Genomic DNA, 20,408 nt, shown 5'->3' with positions numbered 1-20,408 from the left:
AGGGGGACAAGGAGAAGCCAATGACCCAATCCAGAGCCAGCGAGCCCGCCCGGCGGATTCTGGCCCATGCCGGCCTGCGCACCAGTCTGCCGCGGCTGGTGGTGTTGAGCGCCTTCCACGAGCAGGACGCCTATACGGTGGAAGAGCTCTACCAGCGCCTGCGCGAGCCGACCAACTCCATCACCCAGGCCTGCGTGCAGAGCACCCTGCGCAGCCTGGGGCGCAGCGGCGTGCTGGTGCGCGATGCGCAGCGCCGCTACCGCCTGGCGCCCTCGTTCTCGATGGCGCTGGACGAAGAGGGCGAGCGTCGCCGCCTGCAGTGATGCGTCTGCGCCGCTGGAATTCCTACATAAAATGCCAATGAGACGCATTCTAAATTTCCGCAAAGCGGTCTCGTCTTTCTGAAACAAGGCGCCGATGCGGCGTCTCCATGGGCCGGCGAACCGCCGTCGCGCCTCCTGGCAAACGGGCTAAGGATATTGGCAGCATGAACCAGATGATCACCCCCACCTACGACGTTCTCGGCATCGGTTTCGGGCCTTCCAACCTGGCGCTGGCGATCGCGCTGCAGGAGCAGGCGCAACGCGAGGGCCTCGACTACCACGCGCTGTTCCTCGACAAGCAGGGCGACTACCGCTGGCACGGCAACACCCTGGTGGCGCAAAGCGAACTGCAGATCTCCTTCCTCAAGGACCTGGTGAGCCTGCGCAACCCCACCAGCCCCTACAGCTTCGTCAACTACTTGCACAGCCAGGGGCGCCTGGCGGACTTCATCAACCTCGGCACCTTCTACCCGTGCCGCATGGAGTTCAACGACTACCTGCGCTGGGTCGCCCGGCACTTCGCCGAGCAGGCCCGCTACGGCGAGGAGGTGCAGCGCGTGGAGCCGGTCGCCGGCGCCCACGGCATCGACCTGCTCAAGGTGGTCTCGCGTGATGCAGAAGGCCACGAGAACTTCCGCCTGGCGCGCTCCATCGTCCTCAGCACCGGCGGCACGCCGCGCATCCCGCAGGCCTTCGCCAGCCTGCGCGGCGATGCGCGGGTGTTCCACCATGCGCGCTACCTGGAGCGCATGGCCGAGCAGCCCTGCGTGCGCCACGAGTCGATGCGCATCGCCGTGGTCGGCGGCGGGCAGAGCGCCGCCGAGGCCTTCATCGACCTCAACGACAGCTATCCCTCGGTGCAGGTCGACATGATCCTGCGCGCCGCCGTGCTCAAGCCGGCCGACGACAGCCCCTTCGTCAACGAAATCTTCGCGCCCGACTACACCGACCTGGTGTTCCAGGAGCCGGAAAGCGAGCGCGAGAAGCTGATCGCCGAATACCACAACACCAACTACTCGGTGGTCGACCTCGACCTGATCGAGCGCATCTACGCCATCTTCTACCGCCAGAAGGTTTCCGGGCAGGCCCGCCACGGCTTCCTCTGCCGCCGCCACGTCGAAGGCGTGCGCGCCGACGCCGCCGGCGTGCACCTGAGCCTGCGCGACAGCGCCACCGGCGAGGTGGAACAGAAGCAGTACGACGCGGTGATCCTGGCCACCGGCTACGAGCGCAACTCGCACCGCGAACTGCTGGCGCCGCTGCAGGCGCACCTGGGCGACTTCCGCGTCGACCGCGACTACCGCCTGCAGACCGACGCGCAACTGCGCGCACCCATCTACCTGCAGGGCTTCAGCCAGGCCAGCCACGGCCTCAGCGACACCCTGCTGTCGGTCCTGCCGGCCCGCGCCGAGGAGATTTCCGCGTCGCTGTTCCGGCACCTGCAAGAACAGCCGGCCGGGCGCACGGCTGCTGCGCAGACGGCCGAGACTGCCTGAGGCAGTTCCATTACCGGGCCGCCTGCACTGGCGGCCCGGAGGTTCGCCTCAGAAGTCGTAGCGGGTCGTGAGCATCAGGTTGCGCGGCTCACCGTAGTAGCCGGTGTTGTAGAAGCCCAGGTTGCTGAAGTACTTCTTGTCGAACAGGTTGTTGACGTTGAGCGTGGCGGACAGGTGCTCTGTGACCTGGTAGCGCGTCATCAGGTCCACCAGCCAGTAGCTGCCCTGGGTGTATTTCACCGTTTCGTAGTTCTGGTCGCTGACGTCCGTCCAGATCTTGCTCTGGTAGCTGGCGCCGCCGCCCACGGTGATCTGGTTCAGCTCGCCCGGCAACTGGTAGGTGGTGTACAGGCGGAACAACTGGTCCGGGTTCAGGGTGCGCAGGCGGCTGCCGTCCTTGTCTCGGGTGACCGCGTGGCTGTAGCCAGCCTGCATCTGCCAGCCCGGGAGGATCTCGCCGGAGATGTCCGCCTCGAAGCCGCGGGTCCTGGTGCCGTTGACGCTGTCGTAAGCGATGCCGCCGGAAGGGGTGACATCGGTGGTCTCGACCGCGAGGTTGTCCTGCTGCGACTCGAACACCGAGAGGCTGGCGTTGAGCCGGCCGTCGTAGAACTCGCCCTTCACGCCCAGCTCGTAGCTCTTGCCTTCTTCCGGGTCCAGCGGCTTGTCGTTGATGTCGCGCAGTTGCTGCGGCTGGAAGATGCCCGTGTAGCTGGCGTACACCGAGTAGTTGTCGTTCAGGTCGTACACCGCGCCGAGGTAGGGCACCACCACGCCGCTCTTGCGGGTGCTCTGCGGGGTGACGTAGTAGCCGTACTGGCTGTCGGAGATCTGCTCGGCGCTGTCGTGGTAGTCGGCTACGCGGGCGCCGGCGATCAGCGCCAGGTCGTCGGTCGGCTTCAGGCGCACGGTGCCGTAGTAGCCGGACTGGTGCAGCTGCGAGTAGTTCTTCAGGTTGGCCTTGGAGCCCCAGTCCGGCTCGGGGAACTTGCCGTTCCAGGTGAAGATGTTGGGGATGCTCGGGTCGTAGGGGGTGGGGTAGTCCCAGTAGCCGTTGCCCTTGGTCACCGAGCGCGTGGCGTTGTAGCCGAACACCGCCTCATGCTCGCGGCCGAACAGTTCGAAGGGGCCGGAGGCGTACATGTCCACCGAGTCGCGGCGGGTGTCGCCGGTGTACTTGCCGTGGAACAGGATGGCGCCTTCGCCGGTGAGCGGGTCCGGGTAGCCGCCGCCGGCAGAGCCCAGCGGGGCGTGGTAGCCGCTTTCCTGGTGGTTCAGGTGCAGCTTGAGCGTCCAGTCGTTCTCCAGCGTGTGCTCGAGGGTGGCGAAGACCGTGCGGTTGTACTGCTCCCAGGAACTCCAGTTGGCGCCGGGGTTGAAGGAGCGCGGGAAGTCGGTCTTGGAACCGTCGGAGTAGAACAGCGGCACGCCGGCCCAGCTGGAGGCTGTGGGGGTGGTGTCCTGGTAGTCCATGCCGATGCTGAACAGGGTGCTCGGCGTCAGGTCGGCTTCGAGGATGCCATAGTAGGTGGAGTTCTTCTGCTCGTAGCGGTCCAGGTAGGAGTTCTTGTCCTGGTAGGCCGTGACGAAGCGTCCGCGGATGTTGCCTTCCTCGGTCAGCGGGCCGCCGACGTCCAGCTCGCCGCGGTAGTTGTCCCAGGAGCCGGCGCCCAGCGACAGGTGGCCGGCGAAGCTGCGGGTCGGGCGCTTGCGGATCAGGCTCAGGGCCGCGCCGGGCTGACCGCTGCCGGTGAGCAGGCCGGTGGCGCCCTTGATCACCTCGATGCGGTCGTAGATGGCCATGTCGCTGAGGGTCTTGCCGTCGGCGTAGGCGGTATCCAGGTAGGAGGGGATGCCGTCGTACTGGAAGTTGGTGATCTGCGAGCCGCGCGCCCAGTAGGCGCTGCGCTCGCTGTCGAGCTTCTGCACGGTGACGCCTGGGGTGCGCTTCATGACGTCGTCGATACTGTTGAGGGCGAAGTCGTCCATCTGCTGGCGGGTCATCACGTTCACCGTCTGCGGCGTCTCGCGCGGCGACAATACCAGGCGCGTGGCGGAGGCGATGGTGCCGGGGGTATAGGAGCCGCTGCCCTCGGTGATGCTCCCCAGTTGGTTGCTGAGCACCGTGGTCGCGCCCATTTCCAGCGCGCCCTCGCTGCTCGGGCGGGGCATCAGCATGTAGTGGCCATCCTCGTTCTGCACCGCTTGCAGGTCGCTGCCGGCGAGCAGTCGGGCCAGGGCGTCGGGCACGTTGTAGCTGCCCTCCAGGCCCTCAGTGCGGTGTCCGCGGGTCAACGCCGGGTCGAACGACAGGACGATACCGGCTTCGGCGGCGAAGCGCGTCAGCGCCTGGCCCAGGTCGCCCTTGCTCAGGTGATATTGGCGCACTGCGCCCTCATCGGCTGCGGCGTGCACGGGCGCGGCCAGGGGCAGGAGGAGGGTGGAGCAGAGGAGGGCGCTACGAATACCAGCCGACAGCGGGCGGACTGGGAAGGGTGTTTTCATCGTTGAGTGTTCTCTTCGGTTGGCTGGCGGGCGATCTGCCCGTTGCCCTTGAGTCGAACGAGAACGAGAAGAAATATCATCGCGGCAAAAATATTTTTCGCTCGCCTCAGCGCGCCGTCACCGTGACCCAGAAGCGCGTACGCCGCTCGATGCGCACCGGCAGGCTGTTGGCCAGCGCACGCAGGGCCTGGTCGGTGTCGTTCAGCGGGAAGGTGCCGCTGATCCGCAGGTCGGCTACCGCCGGATCGCAGCGCAACCAGCCGGCACGGTAGCGTCCCAGCTCATGCAGGAAGTGCGGCAGGCTCTGGTCGTTGGCGATCAGCAGGCCGCGCGTCCAGGCATCCTGGCCGGCCTCCAGGGGCTGCACCGGGCTGGCGGCGAACGCATCGAAACGGCATTGTTCGCCGGCCGAAAGCAGCACCTCCCGGCCGCGACCGGGGGTTATGCGCACCCCGTGCTCGAAGACCGCCACCTGCGCCTTCTCATCGACCAGGCGCACCGAGAAGCGCGTGCCCAGGGCCTGCACGCGGCCCTGCGGGGTCTGCACGTACAGGGGGCGGCCGGCGGGGTCCGCCGCGGTGTTGAGCAACAACTCACCGCGGCGCAGTACGATCAGCCGCTGCCGGGTGTCATAGACGACGTCCACGGCACTGTCGGTGTTGAGCTGCAGTTGCGAGCCATCGGCCAGGGTCAGTTTCGGCCGCTCGCCGGTGGCGCTGCTGTAGTCGGCAAGCCAGGCCCGTTGCTGGTCGGTGCGATAGCCATCCCAGCCCAGCGCGCAGGCCCCGGCGAGCAGGACGAAACCCTTGAGCGCACGGCGGCGGCCGCCCAGGCGTTCCTGCTCGGCCAGCTCCAGGGCGCGGCCGGACACGCCAGTGGGAATGGCCGACCACTGCTGTTGCAACCCCTGCGCCTGGGCCCAGGCCCAGCGGTTGTCCGGCGAGGCTTCCAGCCAGACCTGCCAGGCGGCCTGGCATCCGGCGCCGGCATCCTCGCAGCGCAGCAGGCTGTACCAGTGAGCGGCCTGTTCGAGGGCGGCCAGCTTGCGGGTATCGAGGGAGTTCATGGCGTCAGAGTCCGGTGCGCAGGCGATGCAGCAGGCATTGGTGCATCGCCTTGGCGATGTAGCGGTTGACCGTGGCCAGGGACAGGTCCAGGCGTTCGGCGATCCGCTTGTAGGGCATGCCGTCGAACTGCGCGAGGAGGAAGGCCTGGCGCACCTTGGGCCCGAGGCCGGCAAGCATGGCGTCGAGTTCGCAGAGCGTTTCCAGCAGGATGGCCCGGGTTTCCTCGCTGACCTCCACGGCCTCCGGCTGTTCGGCCAGGGCCTGCAGCCAGGCGCGTTCCAGGCGGGCACGCCGGAAGTGGTCGATCATCAGGCGCTGGGCGATGGTCGCCAGATAGCTCTTGGGCTCGCGCACGGCTTCGATGCGCGCCGCGGCATCTTCGGCAGTCAACACCCGGATGAATACGTCCTGTACCAGGTCGGCCGCCAGTTCGCGGCAATCGACGCGAGGACGGAGCCAGCCCTGCAGCCAGCGATGGTGCTCCTGGTAGATCTTGCTCACCTGCTGCTTGAGGGCGGGGCTCGACATGGGGAGTGGGGCTCGGTGATACAAATGGGATTTATTATCATTTTAGGTGTGGCGCGGTCATCCCGGCAATATGTCGTGCTGGTTGAAGAGCATGCTGTTGAGAGCTCGGGGAATGCTTTTCCTGAATATCAGCGCTTGATTTTCAGCCCCTTCACCGAATGCGCGCGCTGTTCGTCCAGCGAGTTGTAGTAGGTGTTCTGCGTGGTGCTCAGGCTGTTGTGGCGCAGGTCGGCCTGCAGGTCCTTCATGTCGCGCAGCGGCGCGTCGAAGGTGGCCGAGGTGTGGCGCAGCCAGTGCAGCGAGACCGAGCGCAGCTGGTCCACTTCGTCGTCGCTCCAGCCTTCGGCCGCCATGCGTTGCAGCGCGCGGTCGAACAGCGCCTGCAGGTGCAGTCCGGCGCATGAGTGTCGTCGTGCGTTGCATGCTGCGTTTACGTGAAAAGCGTGACGAGGATTGGCCGCGAGGTTCGCAGATTTCACGTAGCGTCGCGTTGGTGTTGGCAGCTTCGAATGGGTTGCCTGCGAATCCGTTTGGGGAAACGTGGAATGATCGAGCGCCGAGTCTGCGGTTCGAGCGGAGCTGCCATGGCAGATCGACGGATCGACTCAGGGAAGATGCCGAGACGGGCAAACGAGCGGTTTTCCCTGGTGAATTCTGCAGGGGCCATCTGCAGCTGCGCTTATCCATGACTTCGCATAATGTCGTGACGTTACGTTTAATCTGGTCCGGACGATGCTGATAAGCTCCGGGCCGGATTTAATGTAACGTCGATTATGCGATGGCCCTTCTCGATATCCCCGAATTCCTGTTACGTGACGCGAAACTCTACGCCCCTGGTCGTGATGACCTGGGCGCGGTCTGCCATGTGCTCGAGGACTATGGGCGAGTGGTAGGGGAGTTGCGACAAGCTCGGCGTCGGGCTCGCCAACTCGATGAGGAAGGGGCTTTGTTGGATGACCGCCTGGAAACTCTCCAGGCGGCCTGTCGTGCGATCTTGGACCTTTAGGGTTGCTTGGTCCTGGCTTCGCGTTCCTTGCGCTCCTGGGTGGCTTCCCAGGTCTCGCCAGTGCGTAGCCAGTGGCGTATGAAGCCATAGCCGACGATGGCCATGAATGAGCCGGCAAGGATGATGACTGCGAGGATGGTGACGACCAGGCCTATCGTGATCTGAGTTTCCATGGCTTATTTTCCGTTACGTTGCGCTATTTCTTCGACGATGCGATATTGGCGGCCTTTCGTGGCGCCGAGGATCTTGTTGTCGATCACCCGGTCTAGCTGACGGCTAGCCTCTTCACGGTCCATTCCGCACACCAGGTTTGACCACTTGCCGGATCCGCTGCGCCCCTGGAGCGTCCAGGCCCTTTCCGTTTTCTCTGGCTTTTCGTTACGTGACGTCAATTGAGCTTCCAGCTCCTTTATTTTTTCGTTGGCTCGGCCGAGCTTCGCCGCCAGTTTGTCGCATCGGTCGAGCGTGCTGATTAGGGCTGCGTTGAGGGCTTCGTAGTTTTTTCCGTTACGTTGCGCTTTTTGGCGTTCACGGTAGGCGCGCTGCCGTTCTGCGCTGGTCTTGGCTTCGCCGGTGACCGGCCGGCCTCGGCGGCGTTTTGCTTCGCCGAGGTCCAGCTCGCGGGTGTCGTTGTCGCCTGGCTGTTTCATGGTGCTGTGCTCCGTGCTGGTTGGCATGGAGTAATTATAGTTACGTAACGATAAACAGGCGAGCGTAACGTAACGATAAATCGACCGTTCGTCGGCAATATTCGTTACGTAACGATAACTTGGCTCGCCTCGCTCGGCGGCTGGCTCGCGAGGCGCCGGGCTTCTCGCCCCTCCGAGCCCACCCCGCGCCATGATTACCCCTACGGCGCGTATCGCGGCCCGTCACAGAGCACCTCACATGGTGCGCATTGCGTGCTGGCAGATCTCCGCGGAATGTTCAGGCCGTTTAGCCCAGCGAGCAGCGCTGCCGGGCTTCCAGTCGGTTACAGCCAGAGAATTACTGCAGTAGCGATGGCTACGACGGCGCCTACGATGGCCCATGAGGGCGTTTTCAGGCTGCGTGGCTGCTTGGGGTGCTGGATGGGTTTGTGTGGCTTCCTGGGCGCTTTGCGCGCCTCGTTGAACCATTCCCGGTCCTGTAGGCCCATGGTCGTCTCCGTGGCTGGGCAGGGTGGGGGTGCTGTAACACCCCCACTTTGGTATGAAAGTCCATACTTTCCGGGTCAATCTTTCCCCAGTACCGCCTCGCGGTACGCCTTGATGTCTTCGGCACGCAACGTCCCCAGGTGCTTCCAGATCAGGGCGCCCAGCAGCTCGCTTTCTTTGAAATCTTCCTTTCGCTCAACGATGAGTTTTATCCGCTTGGCGCTAAGCGCCTCCTCGGCTTCGTCCCTGAGTCGGTAGGTCTTTGCCACGTGATGTCGCCTCGCTATCACTTGTGATTTCTGGTGAGCGTGATTCTGGCATGTGTTGCAATGTGATTTGTGATTCGGTTATAAAGCGCCCGAAGATCACTTGTGATTTTGCGATAAATCACTTTCAGGCTCGGGATTGCCGATGTTTATCGACTGGATCAAGGCCTATCAGGACTACCCGTTTGACCTGCCGCACCGGGCCGGGTTGATCCTTCGCCGCTTTGACGCCGAAACGGAAGAGCTGTTGAGCGAAAGCGCTCCGGCCTTCCTGGCGGAAGGTAGCTACTGCACCACTTTCCGCATTCACGTCTGCGGTCGTCGCCTGACTGTCGATGGCAATCCCTCGCGAATCAATCGCTTGGACAACGTCTACGGGCTCAAGACGTTGGGCGAGTGCTTCCGGGTGATCAATTCGATTCTGGTCGAGCTTGGGCTGCCTGCAATGACGGCGTGCGCCCGCGTTCAGCGCCTGCAGGACGGTGATGCCTTGGCTGATGGCGTGGTGCTGCAGCGGCTCGACCTGACCAGCAATTTCTACGTAGGGCAGGGCAACGAACGGGCCTACCTGCGAGGCATCTCCAGCCAGCGCTATCGGAACTCGATTGCGTACCTGTACCCGGATGGCAACACCGTGGTCTGGACGCCCAAGGGTGGCGAGAAAGCGGGGCGCCTGGTCTACCCAGGCAACTACAACAAGGCGGCCGAACTGGACGCCCATCTACTGCCGAAGGTCAAGCGTGCCTTCGGTGAAGACTCCGACGAATACCGATACGTCCGCCAGCTCCGCGACTGGTGTGCCTCGGTCGGCATGGTCCGCTCTGAGATCAAGCTGCGTTCGGAGTTTCTTAAGCGGGAACGCCTCTGCTTTTGGGGGCTGTTCGATGAGGGGGAACTAGAGCGGATACACGGCGATTTTTTGAAGGTGGGCGAGAAGATGAGCTTGAGCGCGTTTGACCCGGTGAGCATCACCCAAGAACTGATCCGCCAGAAGGTTTGCCCGAATGTGCAAGCTGCTGGCCGTACCGCGAGCATCGCTTACGAGTGGATGCATGGTGCTGTTTTTGACTTCGAAAAGTCGTCGGTGAAGACCCATCGTGCCCGTCTTCGTCGCATCGGCATCGATATCAAGCTGCCGTATGACTCCACCCGTTGCGGCGTGGTGTTTATCCGCAATGTGCGCGAGGTTGAACGAATTTTCGACGTGCCGCTGCCGGGCTTCTACCGCCCCGCGGTTGTTCCGTCTCACCTGCGCCTGGTGGCTTGAGATGTTGTTCGCTGACTTCGACAGCATTGAACGCATGCTCTGGTCTGTTCGCAATGGCCGATGCCGTACCGACGTTTCTTTCGACACCGGTCGTTTGCTTGGTTACTTGGCCTGCCTGTTCTGTCATGGCCATATCGACAGTTTTGCCCTTGAGCGTCTGGATGCGTTGCTGTTTAACGCCCAAGACCATGCCATGGCCGTTATTTACGATCTTGAAGCTCAGGGGTGGGCGTGATGCAACGAATCCGCCTCCAGGGCTCCCCCCAAACGCTCGCCGACCAGCACCGTGCTATGCGGGCTCAGATCGCGGCGAACACCACGTCTTCGCAGGCTCTGGTCGAGTCAGTGCCTGTTCCTGTCCTGCAGCTGGCCAAGCCGGTCCGCGAGTGGACGACCATTGTTCGCGAGTCAGGCACGCCCTGGCTCGGCGACGCCTTCGGGTTCTAACCCGTCCCTTCTGACACCGAGGAAAGTATCCATGCTCAACGTCCGTTTCGAAGTCACTTCCACCGATGTCGACGTTAAGTCCGGCACCAATGCCCGTGGCCCCTGGCAAATTCGCGAGCAGGAAGCCCATATGTTCAAGGGTGACGACAAGTACCCGGAAAAGGTCGTCCTGGCCCTGGACGATGGCCAGCAGCCGTACCAGCCCGGCGTGTATGAGCTCGACGAGAAGTCGCTGTGGGTTGGCAAGTACAAGCAAGTCCAGCTTCGTGTCCGCCTGAAGCCCATCGCTTCAGCATCGCTGAAGCAAGCCAGCTGATTGGGGAGGCCCGTCATGTATCGCTACCTCGGACTCTTCGTCGTGGGCCTTCTGGCGGGCTACCTCTGGGGCCTGTCGGACACCGTAGCCCCCTACCTGGAGGGCCATCACGCGTGGATCCATCAAGCCCAATAACCCTGGTCGATCTGTACTACTTGCTGTGTGTCGGGCTCTGGATTGGGGCCTTTGGCCACGGCTATTCCGCGGGAGTCACCACGTGACTTACGCGCTTTATGCAGGCGGTGGAGCTGTTGTTTTCTGGTTCACCGGCTACGCGTACGGCAGCGTCGTCCGTTTTCTACGGCGCATCTTCGGCAAAATCCAATAGGAGTAAGTCCCTATGCCCATGTACCAAAGTGTCAAAGAACGCGCCAAGGCGGCCGCCCTGCGCGCCTCGGTGGCCACTGTCGTGCTCTTCCCTGTCCTCGCCATGGCGGATGATGATCCGATCACCCCGGCCATCACCAGTCTGCAGGCGAAGATCCTGACCTACATCACCGCCGGTATCGCCGCGTGTGTCGCGCTGCTGCTGGTCTCCCTGGCTGGTGACATCGGCATCGGTGTCGCCAAGAAATGGCTGCGGAAAGGCGCGAGCTAAGGGAGGGCGCCATGAGAAAGGCGATCGTTATCCTGGCGACTTCGGTCGCCTTTCTTCTTTCTGGGCAGGCGTTTGCCGTTCGGCAGACTATTGATACGCCCTTGGAGGGGGAGTTAATTCGTAGTGCTGAAACGGTTGATACGTTATCCACCGGATACAAGACATATAAGAATGTTCCTACAACCATTCCGCTTGGGACTAAAGCTGTTACCGTTCCAGTTAAGGCTGTTCGCACTGTTCCTGTTAGTCGTGTCACTTCTCTTGCCAGGTCTGGCTTAAAGAACAATCTTGCTAGTGTTGCTCTTAATTTGACGGTTATTGCTGCTATTGAGGGTGTTGGCTGGGTTATGTCCGATGACAATACTAAGCTACAGAAGATTACTTATCAGACTTCTACAGGCCAGGATGTTACCACTGGATTAACCATTAATCCCCAGCAGATTTGTAATTACCTTCCTGCCTCCCAAGTTATTGGCCATAGCTTGGTTACTACCTATCAGGGGGTTACTTGGATTGTTGTCGGTGCCAGTACTATTTCTGATCTTCCTTCCGGTTACTCCTCGAATCAGAACTATTGTACTAATTCTTCCCTGGGCTATACATTTGACTCTCAGGGTAATTTCCCGGCTATTGGTTCTAAGCCTTATGCTGTTGGTGATGTAACAAGCCATAAATCAGATTTGACCGATAGTGATTGGTCTGTTCTTGATGGATTTATTAAGGGCAAGGATGGTGTTTGGCAGAGGGATTTAAGTTCTGGCATTTGCGATTCCCTTCCTAATCCTCAAGCCTGTTATGAGTCCTTGCCTGATACTCGCATTTTGACTGGCCCTGAGACTGTAACGGCGCCTCCATCTACCTCTACGTCCACCTCTTCTGATGGCACTACAAAAACCACTACACAAACGCCATCGGCGACTATTACTTATGGTGATACTTATATTGATTATGAGCCAACTATAACCACTACTACCAATACCACTAACAACAACGGTACTACTACTGAGACAGAGACTTCTGATGCGCCTACAGTTCCTGATGCTCTTGCCGGTATAAATGATCCGCTTGGCGGTCTTCCTGGCGAAATTGAAGGGCAGGGGAGTTCTATTTCTCCGCTGGGTTATCACTCTTGGTTTTCCATGGGCGGTAGTTGTAAAGAGCATTCCTTTGACCTTCCGGTTGTTGGTGTTCTGACCACTAATTACTGCCCTATTCATGAGGCCTATGTTCGCCCCTTCCTGGCCTTCATGTTTGCTCTCTGGACGTGGCACTACTGCTTCCAGATATGGCGGGAATCTGTGACTCGCGTGAGGGCTGACTGATGAATGCTGTTGCTGCTGTTCTTGTTGCCATCTTCACTCGCGTTGCGGCCTTCTTGGCCCAGCGCCTGGGTTACAAGTTCACTATTCGCATGATGGTGGCCACGGCATGGCTCGCTGCCGCCGCCGCGTTCGTGGTGGCTGTTACGGCTCTCCAGGGCGGCCTTTATGTAATGGCGCCCGGCTGGGTTCAGGATGCGCTTGATCTTCTGCCGAATAATACGACGGCATGTATAGCGTGTATTGCCGCGACATATGCGGCCGCCTGGACCTATCAAGAGATTACAACGCTGATAACCATCAAGGGCAAAGTCTGAGGAAGGGAAGGGGAGGTGTTAGCCCGTAGGGCTGATACCTCCCCTTGCCTTCCGATTGGGGTGGATATGACTGTTTATTTCGTTACGGGAAAATTGGGCTCGGGCAAGTCGCTAGTGTCTGTTGGCAAGATTCGCGATTACATGGCGGCGGGGCGTCGTGTTGCGACCAATCTTGATATTTGGCCTGATGAGCTTTTTACTAATAATAAGGCGACTATTATTCGTCTTCCTGATAAACCTCGCGTTGAAGACATGAATGCTTTAGGGGAAGGTTATGAATCTGAGAACCCTCGCGATAATGACGAGTCTCGCTATGGCCTTATTGTTTTGGATGAATGCGGAACTTGGCTTAATTCTCGCGAGTGGAACGACAAGGGAAGGCGACAGCTCATTGACTGGTTTCTTCATGCTCGAAAGAAGCGTTGGGACATTATCTTTTTAATTCAGGATATCGAGGCTTGTGATGGTCAGATTGTTCGCGCTCTTGGTGAGCATGTTGTTATCTGTCGTCGTATGGATAAGTACCGCGTTCTTAAGTTACGGCTTCCACGCTTCCATGTGGCCTCGGTCTATTATGGTCGTCCAGATCGCGCTAACTTTGTTGAGCGGTGGGTTTACCGTGGTTCTGATTTATTTAACGCTTACGACACGCGGCAGGTTTTTGATGATGGTGTCGAATTCTACGATAAAGGTCCTGTCGATATGCGTGCTCCTTACACTGTTCTCAGTGCTTGGCATCTTAAGGGGCGTTATGTGAAGCCTGTTGCTGAATTCAAGCCCTGGACGATTTCCAGGGCTCTTGGATTGCTGCTTTTGCCGGTGTTTGCGATATGGGTTTTGGTTGATCTTGATGGTTTTGAACGGGTTGCTTTGCGCCGCCATGAACGTCTTGTCTTGGAGCGTCGTCGTATTCGCCAGGAAACATTGCGTGAGGCGCTTGATCCGAATGTTTATCCGAAGTTGCCGGGCAATCTGGAGGCTTGAATGAGTAAGGGCGCTATTTTTACTGCGTTTGGATTGTTAGCTGCCATGTACCTGGTGGGCTTTTTGACCTGTGCGGCGCTTGTTGTTGGTGCTAGGGTTCTAGTTCTTTGACTGGGAGGTGGTTATGGGGCTTTATGACCGTGAATGGATGCGTCGTGACAACTTGGTTGATTCGACTGGTGAGCTCAAGGTTGCTGGTGGGCGTTGGGTTCCACCAGCGCGCTGGAAGTCAAGGTTGTATCGGCTGTTTGGTCGGACGGCGCCTGATCGTTGGGTTCCGCATAAGGGTTGATCTGTTGACCTGCAGGTTGATCAGGCGTAGCGTGGATTGCGTGGCCCGACGACCACAGACCTTGAAACCCTTGGAGCGACCTCCAGGGGTTTCGTGCTTTCTGGGCGTGCGTAACACCCCCACTTTGGTATGAAAGTCCATACTTTCCGGGTCAATCTTTCCCCAGTACCGCCTCGCGGTACGCCTTGATGTCTTCGGCACGCAACGTCCCCAGGTGCTTCCAGATCAGGGCGCCCAGCAGCTCGCTTTCTTTGAAATCTTCCTTTCGCTCAACGATGAGTTTTATCCGCTTGGCGCTAAGCGCCTCCTCGGCTTCGTCCCTGAGTCGGTAGGTCTTTGCCACGTGATGTCGCCTCGCTATCACTTGTGATTTCTGGTGAGCGTGATTCTGGCATGTGTTGCAATGTGATTTGTGATTCGGTTATAAAGCGCCCGAAGATCACTTGTGATTTTGCGATAAATCACTTTCAGGCTCGGGATTGCCGATGTTTATCGACTGGATCAAGGCCTATCAGGACTACCCGTTTGACCTGCCGCACCGGGCCGGGTTGATCCTTCGCCGCTTTGACGCCGAAACGGAAGAGCTGTTGAGCGAAAGCGCTCCGGCCTTCCTGGCGGAAGGTAGCTACTGCACCACTTTCCGCATTCACGTCTGCGGTCGTCGCCTGACTGTCGATGGCAATCCCTCGCGAATCAATCGCTTGGACAACGTCTACGGGCTCAAGACGTTGGGCGAGTGCTTCCGGGTGATCAATTCGATTCTGGTCGAGCTTGGGCTGCCTGCAATGACGGCGTGCGCCCGCGTTCAGCGCCTGCAGGACGGTGATGCCTTGGCTGATGGCGTGGTGCTGCAGCGGCTCGACCTGACCAGCAATTTCTACGTAGGGCAGGGCAACGAACGGGCCTACCTGCGAGGCATCTCCAGCCAGCGCTATCGGAACTCGATTGCGTACCTGTACCCGGATGGCAACACCGTGGTCTGGACGCCCAAGGGTGGCGAGAAAGCGGGGCGCCTGGTCTACCCAGGCAACTACAACAAGGCGGCCGAACTGGACGCCCATCTACTGCCGAAGGTCAAGCGTGCCTTCGGTGAAGACTCCGACGAATACCGATACGTCCGCCAGCTCCGCGACTGGTGTGCCTCGGTCGGCATGGTCCGCTCTGAGATCAAGCTGCGTTCGGAGTTTCTTAAGCGGGAACGCCTCTGCTTTTGGGGGCTGTTCGATGAGGGGGAACTAGAGCGGATACACGGCGATTTTTTGAAGGTGGGCGAGAAGATGAGCTTGAGCGCGTTTGACCCGGTGAGCATCACCCAAGAACTGATCCGCCAGAAGGTTTGCCCGAATGTGCAAGCTGCTGGCCGTACCGCGAGCATCGCTTACGAGTGGATGCATGGTGCTGTTTTTGACTTCGAAAAGTCGTCGGTGAAGACCCATCGTGCCCGTCTTCGTCGCATCGGCATCGATATCAAGCTGCCGTATGACTCCACCCGTTGCGGCGTGGTGTTTATCCGCAATGTGCGCGAGGTTGAACGAATTTTCGACGTGCCGCTGCCGGGCTTCTACCGCCCCGCGGTTGTTCCGTCTCACCTGCGCCTGGTGGCTTGAGATGTTGTTCGCTGACTTCGACAGCATTGAACGCATGCTCTGGTCTGTTCGCAATGGCCGATGCCGTACCGACGTTTCTTTCGACACCGGTCGTTTGCTTGGTTACTTGGCCTGCCTGTTCTGTCATGGCCATATCGACAGTTTTGCCCTTGAGCGTCTGGATGCGTTGCTGTTTAACGCCCAAGACCATGCCATGGCCGTTATTTACGATCTTGAAGCTCAGGGGTGGGCGTGATGCAACGAATCCGCCTCCAGGGCTCCCCCCAAACGCTCGCCGACCAGCACCGTGCTATGCGGGCTCAGATCGCGGCGAACACCACGTCTTCGCAGGCTCTGGTCGAGTCAGTGCCTGTTCCTGTCCTGCAGCTGGCCAAGCCGGTCCGCGAGTGGACGACCATTGTTCGCGAGTCAGGCACGCCCTGGCTCGGCGACGCCTTCGGGTTCTAACCCGTCCCTTCTGACACCGAGGAAAGTATCCATGCTCAACGTCCGTTTCGAAGTCACTTCCACCGATGTCGACGTTAAGTCCGGCACCAATGCCCGTGGCCCCTGGCAAATTCGCGAGCAGGAAGCCCATATGTTCAAGGGTGACGACAAGTACCCGGAAAAGGTCGTCCTGGCCCTGGACGATGGCCAGCAGCCGTACCAGCCCGGCGTGTATGAGCTCGACGAGAAGTCGCTGTGGGTTGGCAAGTACAAGCAAGTCCAGCTTCGTGTCCGCCTGAAGCCCATCGCTTCAGCATCGCTGAAGCAAGCCAGCTGATTGGGGAGGCCCGTCATGTATCGCTACCTCGGACTCTTCGTCGTGGGCCTTCTGGCGGGCTACCTCTGGGGCCTGTCGGACACCGTAGCCCCCTACCTGGAGGGCCATCACGCGTGGATCCATCAAGCCCAATAACCCTGGTCGATCTGTACTACTTGCTGTGTGTCGGGCTCTGGATTGGGGCCTTTGGCCACGGCTATTCCGCGGGAGTCACCACGTGACTTACGCGCTTTATGCAGGCGGTGGAGCTGTTGTTTTCTGGTTCACCGGCTACGCGTACGGCAGCGTCGTCCGTTTTCTACGGCGCATCTTCGGCAAAATCCAATAGGAGTAAGTCCCTATGCCCATGTACCAAAGTGTCAAAGAACGCGCCAAGGCGGCCGCCCTGCGCGCCTCGGTGGCCACTGTCGTGCTCTTCCCTGTCCTCGCCATGGCGGATGATGATCCGATCACCCCGGCCATCACCAGTCTGCAGGCGAAGATCCTGACCTACATCACCGCCGGTATCGCCGCGTGTGTCGCGCTGCTGCTGGTCTCCCTGGCTGGTGACATCGGCATCGGTGTCGCCAAGAAATGGCTGCGGAAAGGCGCGAGCTAAGGGAGGGCGCCATGAGAAAGGCGATCGTTATCCTGGCGACTTCGGTCGCCTTTCTTCTTTCTGGGCAGGCGTTTGCCGTTCGGCAGACTATTGATACGCCCTTGGAGGGGGAGTTAATTCGTAGTGCTGAAACGGTTGATACGTTATCCACCGGATACAAGACATATAAGAATGTTCCTACAACCATTCCGCTTGGGACTAAAGCTGTTACCGTTCCAGTTAAGGCTGTTCGCACTGTTCCTGTTAGTCGTGTCACTTCTCTTGCCAGGTCTGGCTTAAAGAACAATCTTGCTAGTGTTGCTCTTAATTTGACGGTTATTGCTGCTATTGAGGGTGTTGGCTGGGTTATGTCCGATGACAATACTAAGCTACAGAAGATTACTTATCAGACTTCTACAGGCCAGGATGTTACCACTGGATTAACCATTAATCCCCAGCAGATTTGTAATTACCTTCCTGCCTCCCAAGTTATTGGCCATAGCTTGGTTACTACCTATCAGGGGGTTACTTGGATTGTTGTCGGTGCCAGTACTATTTCTGATCTTCCTTCCGGTTACTCCTCGAATCAGAACTATTGTACTAATTCTTCCCTGGGCTATACATTTGACTCTCAGGGTAATTTCCCGGCTATTGGTTCTAAGCCTTATGCTGTTGGTGATGTAACAAGCCATAAATCAGATTTGACCGATAGTGATTGGTCTGTTCTTGATGGATTTATTAAGGGCAAGGATGGTGTTTGGCAGAGGGATTTAAGTTCTGGCATTTGCGATTCCCTTCCTAATCCTCAAGCCTGTTATGAGTCCTTGCCTGATACTCGCATTTTGACTGGCCCTGAGACTGTAACGGCGCCTCCATCTACCTCTACGTCCACCTCTTCTGATGGCACTACAAAAACCACTACACAAACGCCATCGGCGACTATTACTTATGGTGATACTTATATTGATTATGAGCCAACTATAACCACTACTACCAATACCACTAACAACAACGGTACTACTACTGAGACAGAGACTTCTGATGCGCCTACAGTTCCTGATGCTCTTGCCGGTATAAATGATCCGCTTGGCGGTCTTCCTGGCGAAATTGAAGGGCAGGGGAGTTCTATTTCTCCGCTGGGTTATCACTCTTGGTTTTCCATGGGCGGTAGTTGTAAAGAGCATTCCTTTGACCTTCCGGTTGTTGGTGTTCTGACCACTAATTACTGCCCTATTCATGAGGCCTATGTTCGCCCCTTCCTGGCCTTCATGTTTGCTCTCTGGACGTGGCACTACTGCTTCCAGATATGGCGGGAATCTGTGACTCGCGTGAGGGCTGACTGATGAATGCTGTTGCTGCTGTTCTTGTTGCCATCTTCACTCGCGTTGCGGCCTTCTTGGCCCAGCGCCTGGGTTACAAGTTCACTATTCGCATGATGGTGGCCACGGCATGGCTCGCTGCCGCCGCCGCGTTCGTGGTGGCTGTTACGGCTCTCCAGGGCGGCCTTTATGTAATGGCGCCCGGCTGGGTTCAGGATGCGCTTGATCTTCTGCCGAATAATACGACGGCATGTATAGCGTGTATTGCCGCGACATATGCGGCCGCCTGGACCTATCAAGAGATTACAACGCTGATAACCATCAAGGGCAAAGTCTGAGGAAGGGAAGGGGAGGTGTTAGCCCGTAGGGCTGATACCTCCCCTTGCCTTCCGATTGGGGTGGATATGACTGTTTATTTCGTTACGGGAAAATTGGGCTCGGGCAAGTCGCTAGTGTCTGTTGGCAAGATTCGCGATTACATGGCGGCGGGGCGTCGTGTTGCGACCAATCTTGATATTTGGCCTGATGAGCTTTTTACTAATAATAAGGCGACTATTATTCGTCTTCCTGATAAACCTCGCGTTGAAGACATGAATGCTTTAGGGGAAGGTTATGAATCTGAGAACCCTCGCGATAATGACGAGTCTCGCTATGGCCTTATTGTTTTGGATGAATGCGGAACTTGGCTTAATTCTCGCGAGTGGAACGACAAGGGAAGGCGACAGCTCATTGACTGGTTTCTTCATGCTCGAAAGAAGCGTTGGGACATTATCTTTTTAATTCAGGATATCGAGGCTTGTGATGGTCAGATTGTTCGCGCTCTTGGTGAGCATGTTGTTATCTGTCGTCGTATGGATAAGTACCGCGTTCTTAAGTTACGGCTTCCACGCTTCCATGTGGCCTCGGTCTATTATGGTCGTCCAGATCGCGCTAACTTTGTTGAGCGGTGGGTTTACCGTGGTTCTGATTTATTTAACGCTTACGACACGCGGCAGGTTTTTGATGATGGTGTCGAATTCTACGATAAAGGTCCTGTCGATATGCGTGCTCCTTACACTGTTCTCAGTGCTTGGCATCTTAAGGGGCGTTATGTGAAGCCTGTTGCTGAATTCAAGCCCTGGACGATTTCCAGGGCTCTTGGATTGCTGCTTTTGCCGGTGTTTGCGATATGGGTTTTGGTTGATCTTGATGGTTTTGAACGGGTTGCTTTGCGCCGCCATGAACGTCTTGTCTTGGAGCGTCGTCGTATTCGCCAGGAAACATTGCGTGAGGCGCTTGATCCGAATGTTTATCCGAAGTTGCCGGGCAATCTGGAGGCTTGAATGAGTAAGGGCGCTATTTTTACTGCGTTTGGATTGTTAGCTGCCATGTACCTGGTGGGCTTTTTGACCTGTGCGGCGCTTGTTGTTGGTGCTAGGGTTCTAGTTCTTTGACTGGGAGGTGGTTATGGGGCTTTATGACCGTGAATGGATGCGTCGTGACAACTTGGTTGATTCGACTGGTGAGCTCAAGGTTGCTGGTGGGCGTTGGGTTCCACCAGCGCGCTGGAAGTCAAGGTTGTATCGGCTGTTTGGTCGGACGGCGCCTGATCGTTGGGTTCCGCATAAGGGTTGATCTGTTGACCTGCAGGTTGATCAGGCGTAGCGTGGATTGCGTGGCCCGACGACCACAGACCTTGAAACCCTTGGAGCGACCTCCAGGGGTTTCGTGCTTTCTGGGCGTGCGTTCTTACCTGGGGCTTCGCATAATGTATATTATGTTAAATTTAATATCTGTTCATGGAATCCTGAGCCAATCCTGGCAAGGTCTCCTCCTCGCAAGCTCTTTCGCTTCTTCTTGCCACAAAGGCAATGCCTGACTATCGACGTCTACCAGCAACAACGATTCCGGGCTGAATGATCGTTGAGCCGCTCTTGCGCCTTTCATGCCGCTCTCGTCGGCATCCAGGCGTTCCACGGCGAATTTAATAAAGCGCCCTTCGTCCTCGATTTCCCGCAGCCGTGGAACTAGCCGGGCGCCAGGAGCAATTCCAGTTGCTGCAGGTCGCTGCGGGAAAATTCCAGCAGCTCGTCGATCATCGATCAGTCGCTCCTTCAACGGCATCCACTGCGGGACATAGAACAGGTAGCCGTTGACCACGCAGCACACCAGGCCGCAGGCCATGATCGCCAGGGCGTTCATGATCAGCAGTTACGAGCGGCGGTGCATGGTAGTTCTCCCCATTCTGGCTACTCTGGCCTATTCATGGGAGCGCCTGATCCAGCCGTATCTCCGA

General features: G+C 58.4%; 24 protein-coding genes and 1 pseudogene. 16 read left to right on the top strand and 9 right to left on the bottom strand.

What is annotated here, in order from left to right:
- Positions 1–20: 20 nt before the first annotated feature.
- Entirely contained in the window at positions 21–323 is a 303-nt protein-coding gene (locus tag QSJ95_RS03405) for a transcriptional repressor (RefSeq protein ID WP_051879225.1), read from the top strand.
- Between the two features lie 164 nt (positions 324–487).
- On the top strand, positions 488–1,819 hold the full coding sequence (locus QSJ95_RS03400) for a lysine N(6)-hydroxylase/L-ornithine N(5)-oxygenase family protein (RefSeq protein ID WP_285640046.1): 1,332 nt from the start codon (positions 488–490) through the stop codon (positions 1,817–1,819).
- A gap of 48 nt (positions 1,820–1,867) precedes the next feature.
- On the opposite strand, the gene QSJ95_RS03395 is transcribed toward QSJ95_RS03400, so the two are convergent.
- The 7 genes and pseudogenes from QSJ95_RS03395 to QSJ95_RS03365 all read right to left on the bottom strand — a co-directional run bounded on the left by QSJ95_RS03395 (position 1,868) and on the right by QSJ95_RS03365 (position 8,330).
- Positions 1,868–4,324 carry a TonB-dependent siderophore receptor gene (locus QSJ95_RS03395; protein WP_285640044.1) on the bottom strand — a complete coding sequence of 819 codons (2,457 nt, stop codon included), beginning with the start codon at positions 4,322–4,324 and terminating at the stop codon, positions 1,868–1,870.
- A gap of 106 nt (positions 4,325–4,430) precedes the next feature.
- Positions 4,431–5,390, bottom strand: a complete 960-nt coding sequence (locus QSJ95_RS03390; protein ID WP_285640042.1) for a FecR domain-containing protein — start codon at positions 5,388–5,390, stop codon at positions 4,431–4,433.
- 4 nt (positions 5,391–5,394) lie between these two features.
- Positions 5,395–5,919 carry a sigma-70 family RNA polymerase sigma factor gene (locus QSJ95_RS03385; RefSeq protein ID WP_043315120.1) on the bottom strand — a complete coding sequence of 175 codons (525 nt, stop codon included), beginning with the start codon at positions 5,917–5,919 and terminating at the stop codon, positions 5,395–5,397.
- 128 nt (positions 5,920–6,047) lie between these two features.
- Positions 6,048–6,305: pseudogene (locus QSJ95_RS03380) on the bottom strand (site-specific integrase); the annotation flags it as partial.
- A 616-nt stretch (positions 6,306–6,921) separates the two neighbouring features.
- Positions 6,922–7,098: a hypothetical protein gene (locus QSJ95_RS03375; protein ID WP_285640037.1), complete on the bottom strand. Its 177-nt coding sequence runs from the start codon at positions 7,096–7,098 to the stop codon at positions 6,922–6,924.
- A 3-nt stretch (positions 7,099–7,101) separates the two neighbouring features.
- Positions 7,102–7,575 carry a hypothetical protein gene (locus QSJ95_RS03370; RefSeq protein WP_285640035.1) on the bottom strand — a complete coding sequence of 158 codons (474 nt, stop codon included), beginning with the start codon at positions 7,573–7,575 and terminating at the stop codon, positions 7,102–7,104.
- Between the two features lie 563 nt (positions 7,576–8,138).
- Positions 8,139–8,330: a hypothetical protein gene (locus QSJ95_RS03365; RefSeq protein ID WP_285640033.1), complete on the bottom strand. Its 192-nt coding sequence runs from the start codon at positions 8,328–8,330 to the stop codon at positions 8,139–8,141.
- Between the two features lie 142 nt (positions 8,331–8,472).
- Between QSJ95_RS03365 and QSJ95_RS03360 the strand changes: the two genes are divergently transcribed.
- The 7 genes from QSJ95_RS03360 (at position 8,473) to QSJ95_RS03330 (ending at position 13,575) form a co-directional block, all read left to right on the top strand.
- Positions 8,473–9,594, top strand: coding sequence for a phage/plasmid replication domain-containing protein (locus tag QSJ95_RS03360; protein WP_285640032.1), 1,122 nt, complete (start codon positions 8,473–8,475; stop codon positions 9,592–9,594).
- A 1-nt stretch (position 9,595) separates the two neighbouring features.
- Positions 9,596–9,829 carry a hypothetical protein gene (locus QSJ95_RS03355; RefSeq protein ID WP_285640030.1) on the top strand — a complete coding sequence of 78 codons (234 nt, stop codon included), beginning with the start codon at positions 9,596–9,598 and terminating at the stop codon, positions 9,827–9,829.
- 243 nt (positions 9,830–10,072) lie between these two features.
- Positions 10,073–10,357 carry a single-stranded DNA-binding protein gene (locus QSJ95_RS03350; RefSeq protein ID WP_285640028.1) on the top strand — a complete coding sequence of 95 codons (285 nt, stop codon included), beginning with the start codon at positions 10,073–10,075 and terminating at the stop codon, positions 10,355–10,357.
- Between the two features lie 340 nt (positions 10,358–10,697).
- Positions 10,698–10,955 carry a hypothetical protein gene (locus tag QSJ95_RS03345; RefSeq protein WP_285640026.1) on the top strand — a complete coding sequence of 86 codons (258 nt, stop codon included), beginning with the start codon at positions 10,698–10,700 and terminating at the stop codon, positions 10,953–10,955.
- An 11-nt stretch (positions 10,956–10,966) separates the two neighbouring features.
- Positions 10,967–12,277 (top strand): hypothetical protein, encoded by a 1,311-nt coding sequence (locus tag QSJ95_RS03340; RefSeq protein ID WP_285640025.1) that lies wholly within the window; start codon positions 10,967–10,969, stop codon positions 12,275–12,277.
- Positions 12,277–12,591, top strand: coding sequence for a hypothetical protein (locus tag QSJ95_RS03335; RefSeq protein ID WP_285640024.1), 315 nt, complete (start codon positions 12,277–12,279; stop codon positions 12,589–12,591). Before QSJ95_RS03340 ends, QSJ95_RS03335 begins: the two co-directional genes overlap by 1 nt.
- Before the next feature lie 66 nt (positions 12,592–12,657).
- A complete protein-coding gene (locus QSJ95_RS03330) occupies positions 12,658–13,575 on the top strand; it encodes a zonular occludens toxin domain-containing protein (protein WP_285640022.1) in 918 nt (305 codons plus the stop codon).
- Between the two features lie 443 nt (positions 13,576–14,018).
- Here the strand turns inward: QSJ95_RS03330 and QSJ95_RS03325 are convergent, their stop codons facing one another.
- On the bottom strand, positions 14,019–14,210 hold the full coding sequence (locus QSJ95_RS03325) for a hypothetical protein (RefSeq protein ID WP_285640033.1): 192 nt from the start codon (positions 14,208–14,210) through the stop codon (positions 14,019–14,021).
- A 142-nt stretch (positions 14,211–14,352) separates the two neighbouring features.
- Between QSJ95_RS03325 and QSJ95_RS03320 the strand changes: the two genes are divergently transcribed.
- The 7 genes from QSJ95_RS03320 (at position 14,353) to QSJ95_RS03290 (ending at position 19,455) form a co-directional block, all read left to right on the top strand.
- A complete protein-coding gene (locus tag QSJ95_RS03320) occupies positions 14,353–15,474 on the top strand; it encodes a phage/plasmid replication domain-containing protein (protein ID WP_285640032.1) in 1,122 nt (373 codons plus the stop codon).
- Between the two features lies 1 nt (position 15,475).
- A complete protein-coding gene (locus QSJ95_RS03315) occupies positions 15,476–15,709 on the top strand; it encodes a hypothetical protein (RefSeq protein ID WP_285640030.1) in 234 nt (77 codons plus the stop codon).
- Positions 15,710–15,952: 243 nt separating this feature from the next.
- Positions 15,953–16,237 (top strand): single-stranded DNA-binding protein, encoded by a 285-nt coding sequence (locus QSJ95_RS03310; protein WP_285640028.1) that lies wholly within the window; start codon positions 15,953–15,955, stop codon positions 16,235–16,237.
- Between the two features lie 340 nt (positions 16,238–16,577).
- Positions 16,578–16,835 carry a hypothetical protein gene (locus tag QSJ95_RS03305; protein ID WP_285640026.1) on the top strand — a complete coding sequence of 86 codons (258 nt, stop codon included), beginning with the start codon at positions 16,578–16,580 and terminating at the stop codon, positions 16,833–16,835.
- An 11-nt stretch (positions 16,836–16,846) separates the two neighbouring features.
- On the top strand, positions 16,847–18,157 hold the full coding sequence (locus QSJ95_RS03300) for a hypothetical protein (protein ID WP_285640025.1): 1,311 nt from the start codon (positions 16,847–16,849) through the stop codon (positions 18,155–18,157).
- Positions 18,157–18,471 (top strand): hypothetical protein, encoded by a 315-nt coding sequence (locus QSJ95_RS03295; protein ID WP_285640024.1) that lies wholly within the window; start codon positions 18,157–18,159, stop codon positions 18,469–18,471. Before QSJ95_RS03300 ends, QSJ95_RS03295 begins: the two co-directional genes overlap by 1 nt.
- A 66-nt stretch (positions 18,472–18,537) precedes the next feature.
- Positions 18,538–19,455, top strand: a complete 918-nt coding sequence (locus QSJ95_RS03290; RefSeq protein WP_285640022.1) for a zonular occludens toxin domain-containing protein — start codon at positions 18,538–18,540, stop codon at positions 19,453–19,455.
- A gap of 454 nt (positions 19,456–19,909) precedes the next feature.
- Here the strand turns inward: QSJ95_RS03290 and QSJ95_RS03285 are convergent, their stop codons facing one another.
- Entirely contained in the window at positions 19,910–20,314 is a 405-nt protein-coding gene (locus QSJ95_RS03285; RefSeq protein WP_134163431.1) for a hypothetical protein, read from the bottom strand.
- Between the last annotated feature and the right edge of the window lie 94 nt (positions 20,315–20,408).

This window comes from Pseudomonas sp. NBRC 100443 (assembly GCF_030268185.1).
GTDB classification, from domain to species: Bacteria; Pseudomonadota; Gammaproteobacteria; order Pseudomonadales; family Pseudomonadaceae; genus Pseudomonas; species Pseudomonas citronellolis.
This window is presented reverse-complemented; position numbering and strand designations above follow the sequence as displayed.

Excerpts from the sequence above, each read along its gene's own strand:
- QSJ95_RS03315 (WP_285640030.1), top strand. The coding sequence starts at position 15,476 with ATGTTGTTCGCTGACTTCGACAGCATTGAACGCATGCTCTGGTCTGTT.
- QSJ95_RS03370 (WP_285640035.1), bottom strand. The coding sequence starts at position 7,575 with ATGAAACAGCCAGGCGACAACGACACCCGCGAGCTGGACCTCGGCGAA.
- QSJ95_RS03390 (WP_285640042.1), bottom strand. The coding sequence starts at position 5,390 with ATGAACTCCCTCGATACCCGCAAGCTGGCCGCCCTCGAACAGGCCGCT.
- QSJ95_RS03360 (WP_285640032.1), top strand. The coding sequence starts at position 8,473 with ATGTTTATCGACTGGATCAAGGCCTATCAGGACTACCCGTTTGACCTG.
- QSJ95_RS03320 (WP_285640032.1), top strand. The coding sequence starts at position 14,353 with ATGTTTATCGACTGGATCAAGGCCTATCAGGACTACCCGTTTGACCTG.
- QSJ95_RS03305 (WP_285640026.1), top strand. The coding sequence starts at position 16,578 with ATGCCCATGTACCAAAGTGTCAAAGAACGCGCCAAGGCGGCCGCCCTG.
- QSJ95_RS03375 (WP_285640037.1), bottom strand. The coding sequence starts at position 7,098 with ATGGAAACTCAGATCACGATAGGCCTGGTCGTCACCATCCTCGCAGTC.
- QSJ95_RS03300 (WP_285640025.1), top strand. The coding sequence starts at position 16,847 with ATGAGAAAGGCGATCGTTATCCTGGCGACTTCGGTCGCCTTTCTTCTT.
- QSJ95_RS03330 (WP_285640022.1), top strand. The coding sequence starts at position 12,658 with ATGACTGTTTATTTCGTTACGGGAAAATTGGGCTCGGGCAAGTCGCTA.
- QSJ95_RS03290 (WP_285640022.1), top strand. The coding sequence starts at position 18,538 with ATGACTGTTTATTTCGTTACGGGAAAATTGGGCTCGGGCAAGTCGCTA.
- QSJ95_RS03350 (WP_285640028.1), top strand. The coding sequence starts at position 10,073 with ATGCTCAACGTCCGTTTCGAAGTCACTTCCACCGATGTCGACGTTAAG.
- QSJ95_RS03295 (WP_285640024.1), top strand. The coding sequence starts at position 18,157 with ATGAATGCTGTTGCTGCTGTTCTTGTTGCCATCTTCACTCGCGTTGCG.
- QSJ95_RS03345 (WP_285640026.1), top strand. The coding sequence starts at position 10,698 with ATGCCCATGTACCAAAGTGTCAAAGAACGCGCCAAGGCGGCCGCCCTG.
- QSJ95_RS03385 (WP_043315120.1), bottom strand. The coding sequence starts at position 5,919 with ATGTCGAGCCCCGCCCTCAAGCAGCAGGTGAGCAAGATCTACCAGGAG.
- QSJ95_RS03405 (WP_051879225.1), top strand. The coding sequence starts at position 21 with ATGACCCAATCCAGAGCCAGCGAGCCCGCCCGGCGGATTCTGGCCCAT.
- QSJ95_RS03400 (WP_285640046.1), top strand. The coding sequence starts at position 488 with ATGAACCAGATGATCACCCCCACCTACGACGTTCTCGGCATCGGTTTC.
- QSJ95_RS03335 (WP_285640024.1), top strand. The coding sequence starts at position 12,277 with ATGAATGCTGTTGCTGCTGTTCTTGTTGCCATCTTCACTCGCGTTGCG.
- QSJ95_RS03355 (WP_285640030.1), top strand. The coding sequence starts at position 9,596 with ATGTTGTTCGCTGACTTCGACAGCATTGAACGCATGCTCTGGTCTGTT.
- QSJ95_RS03310 (WP_285640028.1), top strand. The coding sequence starts at position 15,953 with ATGCTCAACGTCCGTTTCGAAGTCACTTCCACCGATGTCGACGTTAAG.
- QSJ95_RS03340 (WP_285640025.1), top strand. The coding sequence starts at position 10,967 with ATGAGAAAGGCGATCGTTATCCTGGCGACTTCGGTCGCCTTTCTTCTT.
- QSJ95_RS03285 (WP_134163431.1), bottom strand. The coding sequence starts at position 20,314 with ATGAACGCCCTGGCGATCATGGCCTGCGGCCTGGTGTGCTGCGTGGTC.
- QSJ95_RS03395 (WP_285640044.1), bottom strand. The coding sequence starts at position 4,324 with ATGAAAACACCCTTCCCAGTCCGCCCGCTGTCGGCTGGTATTCGTAGC.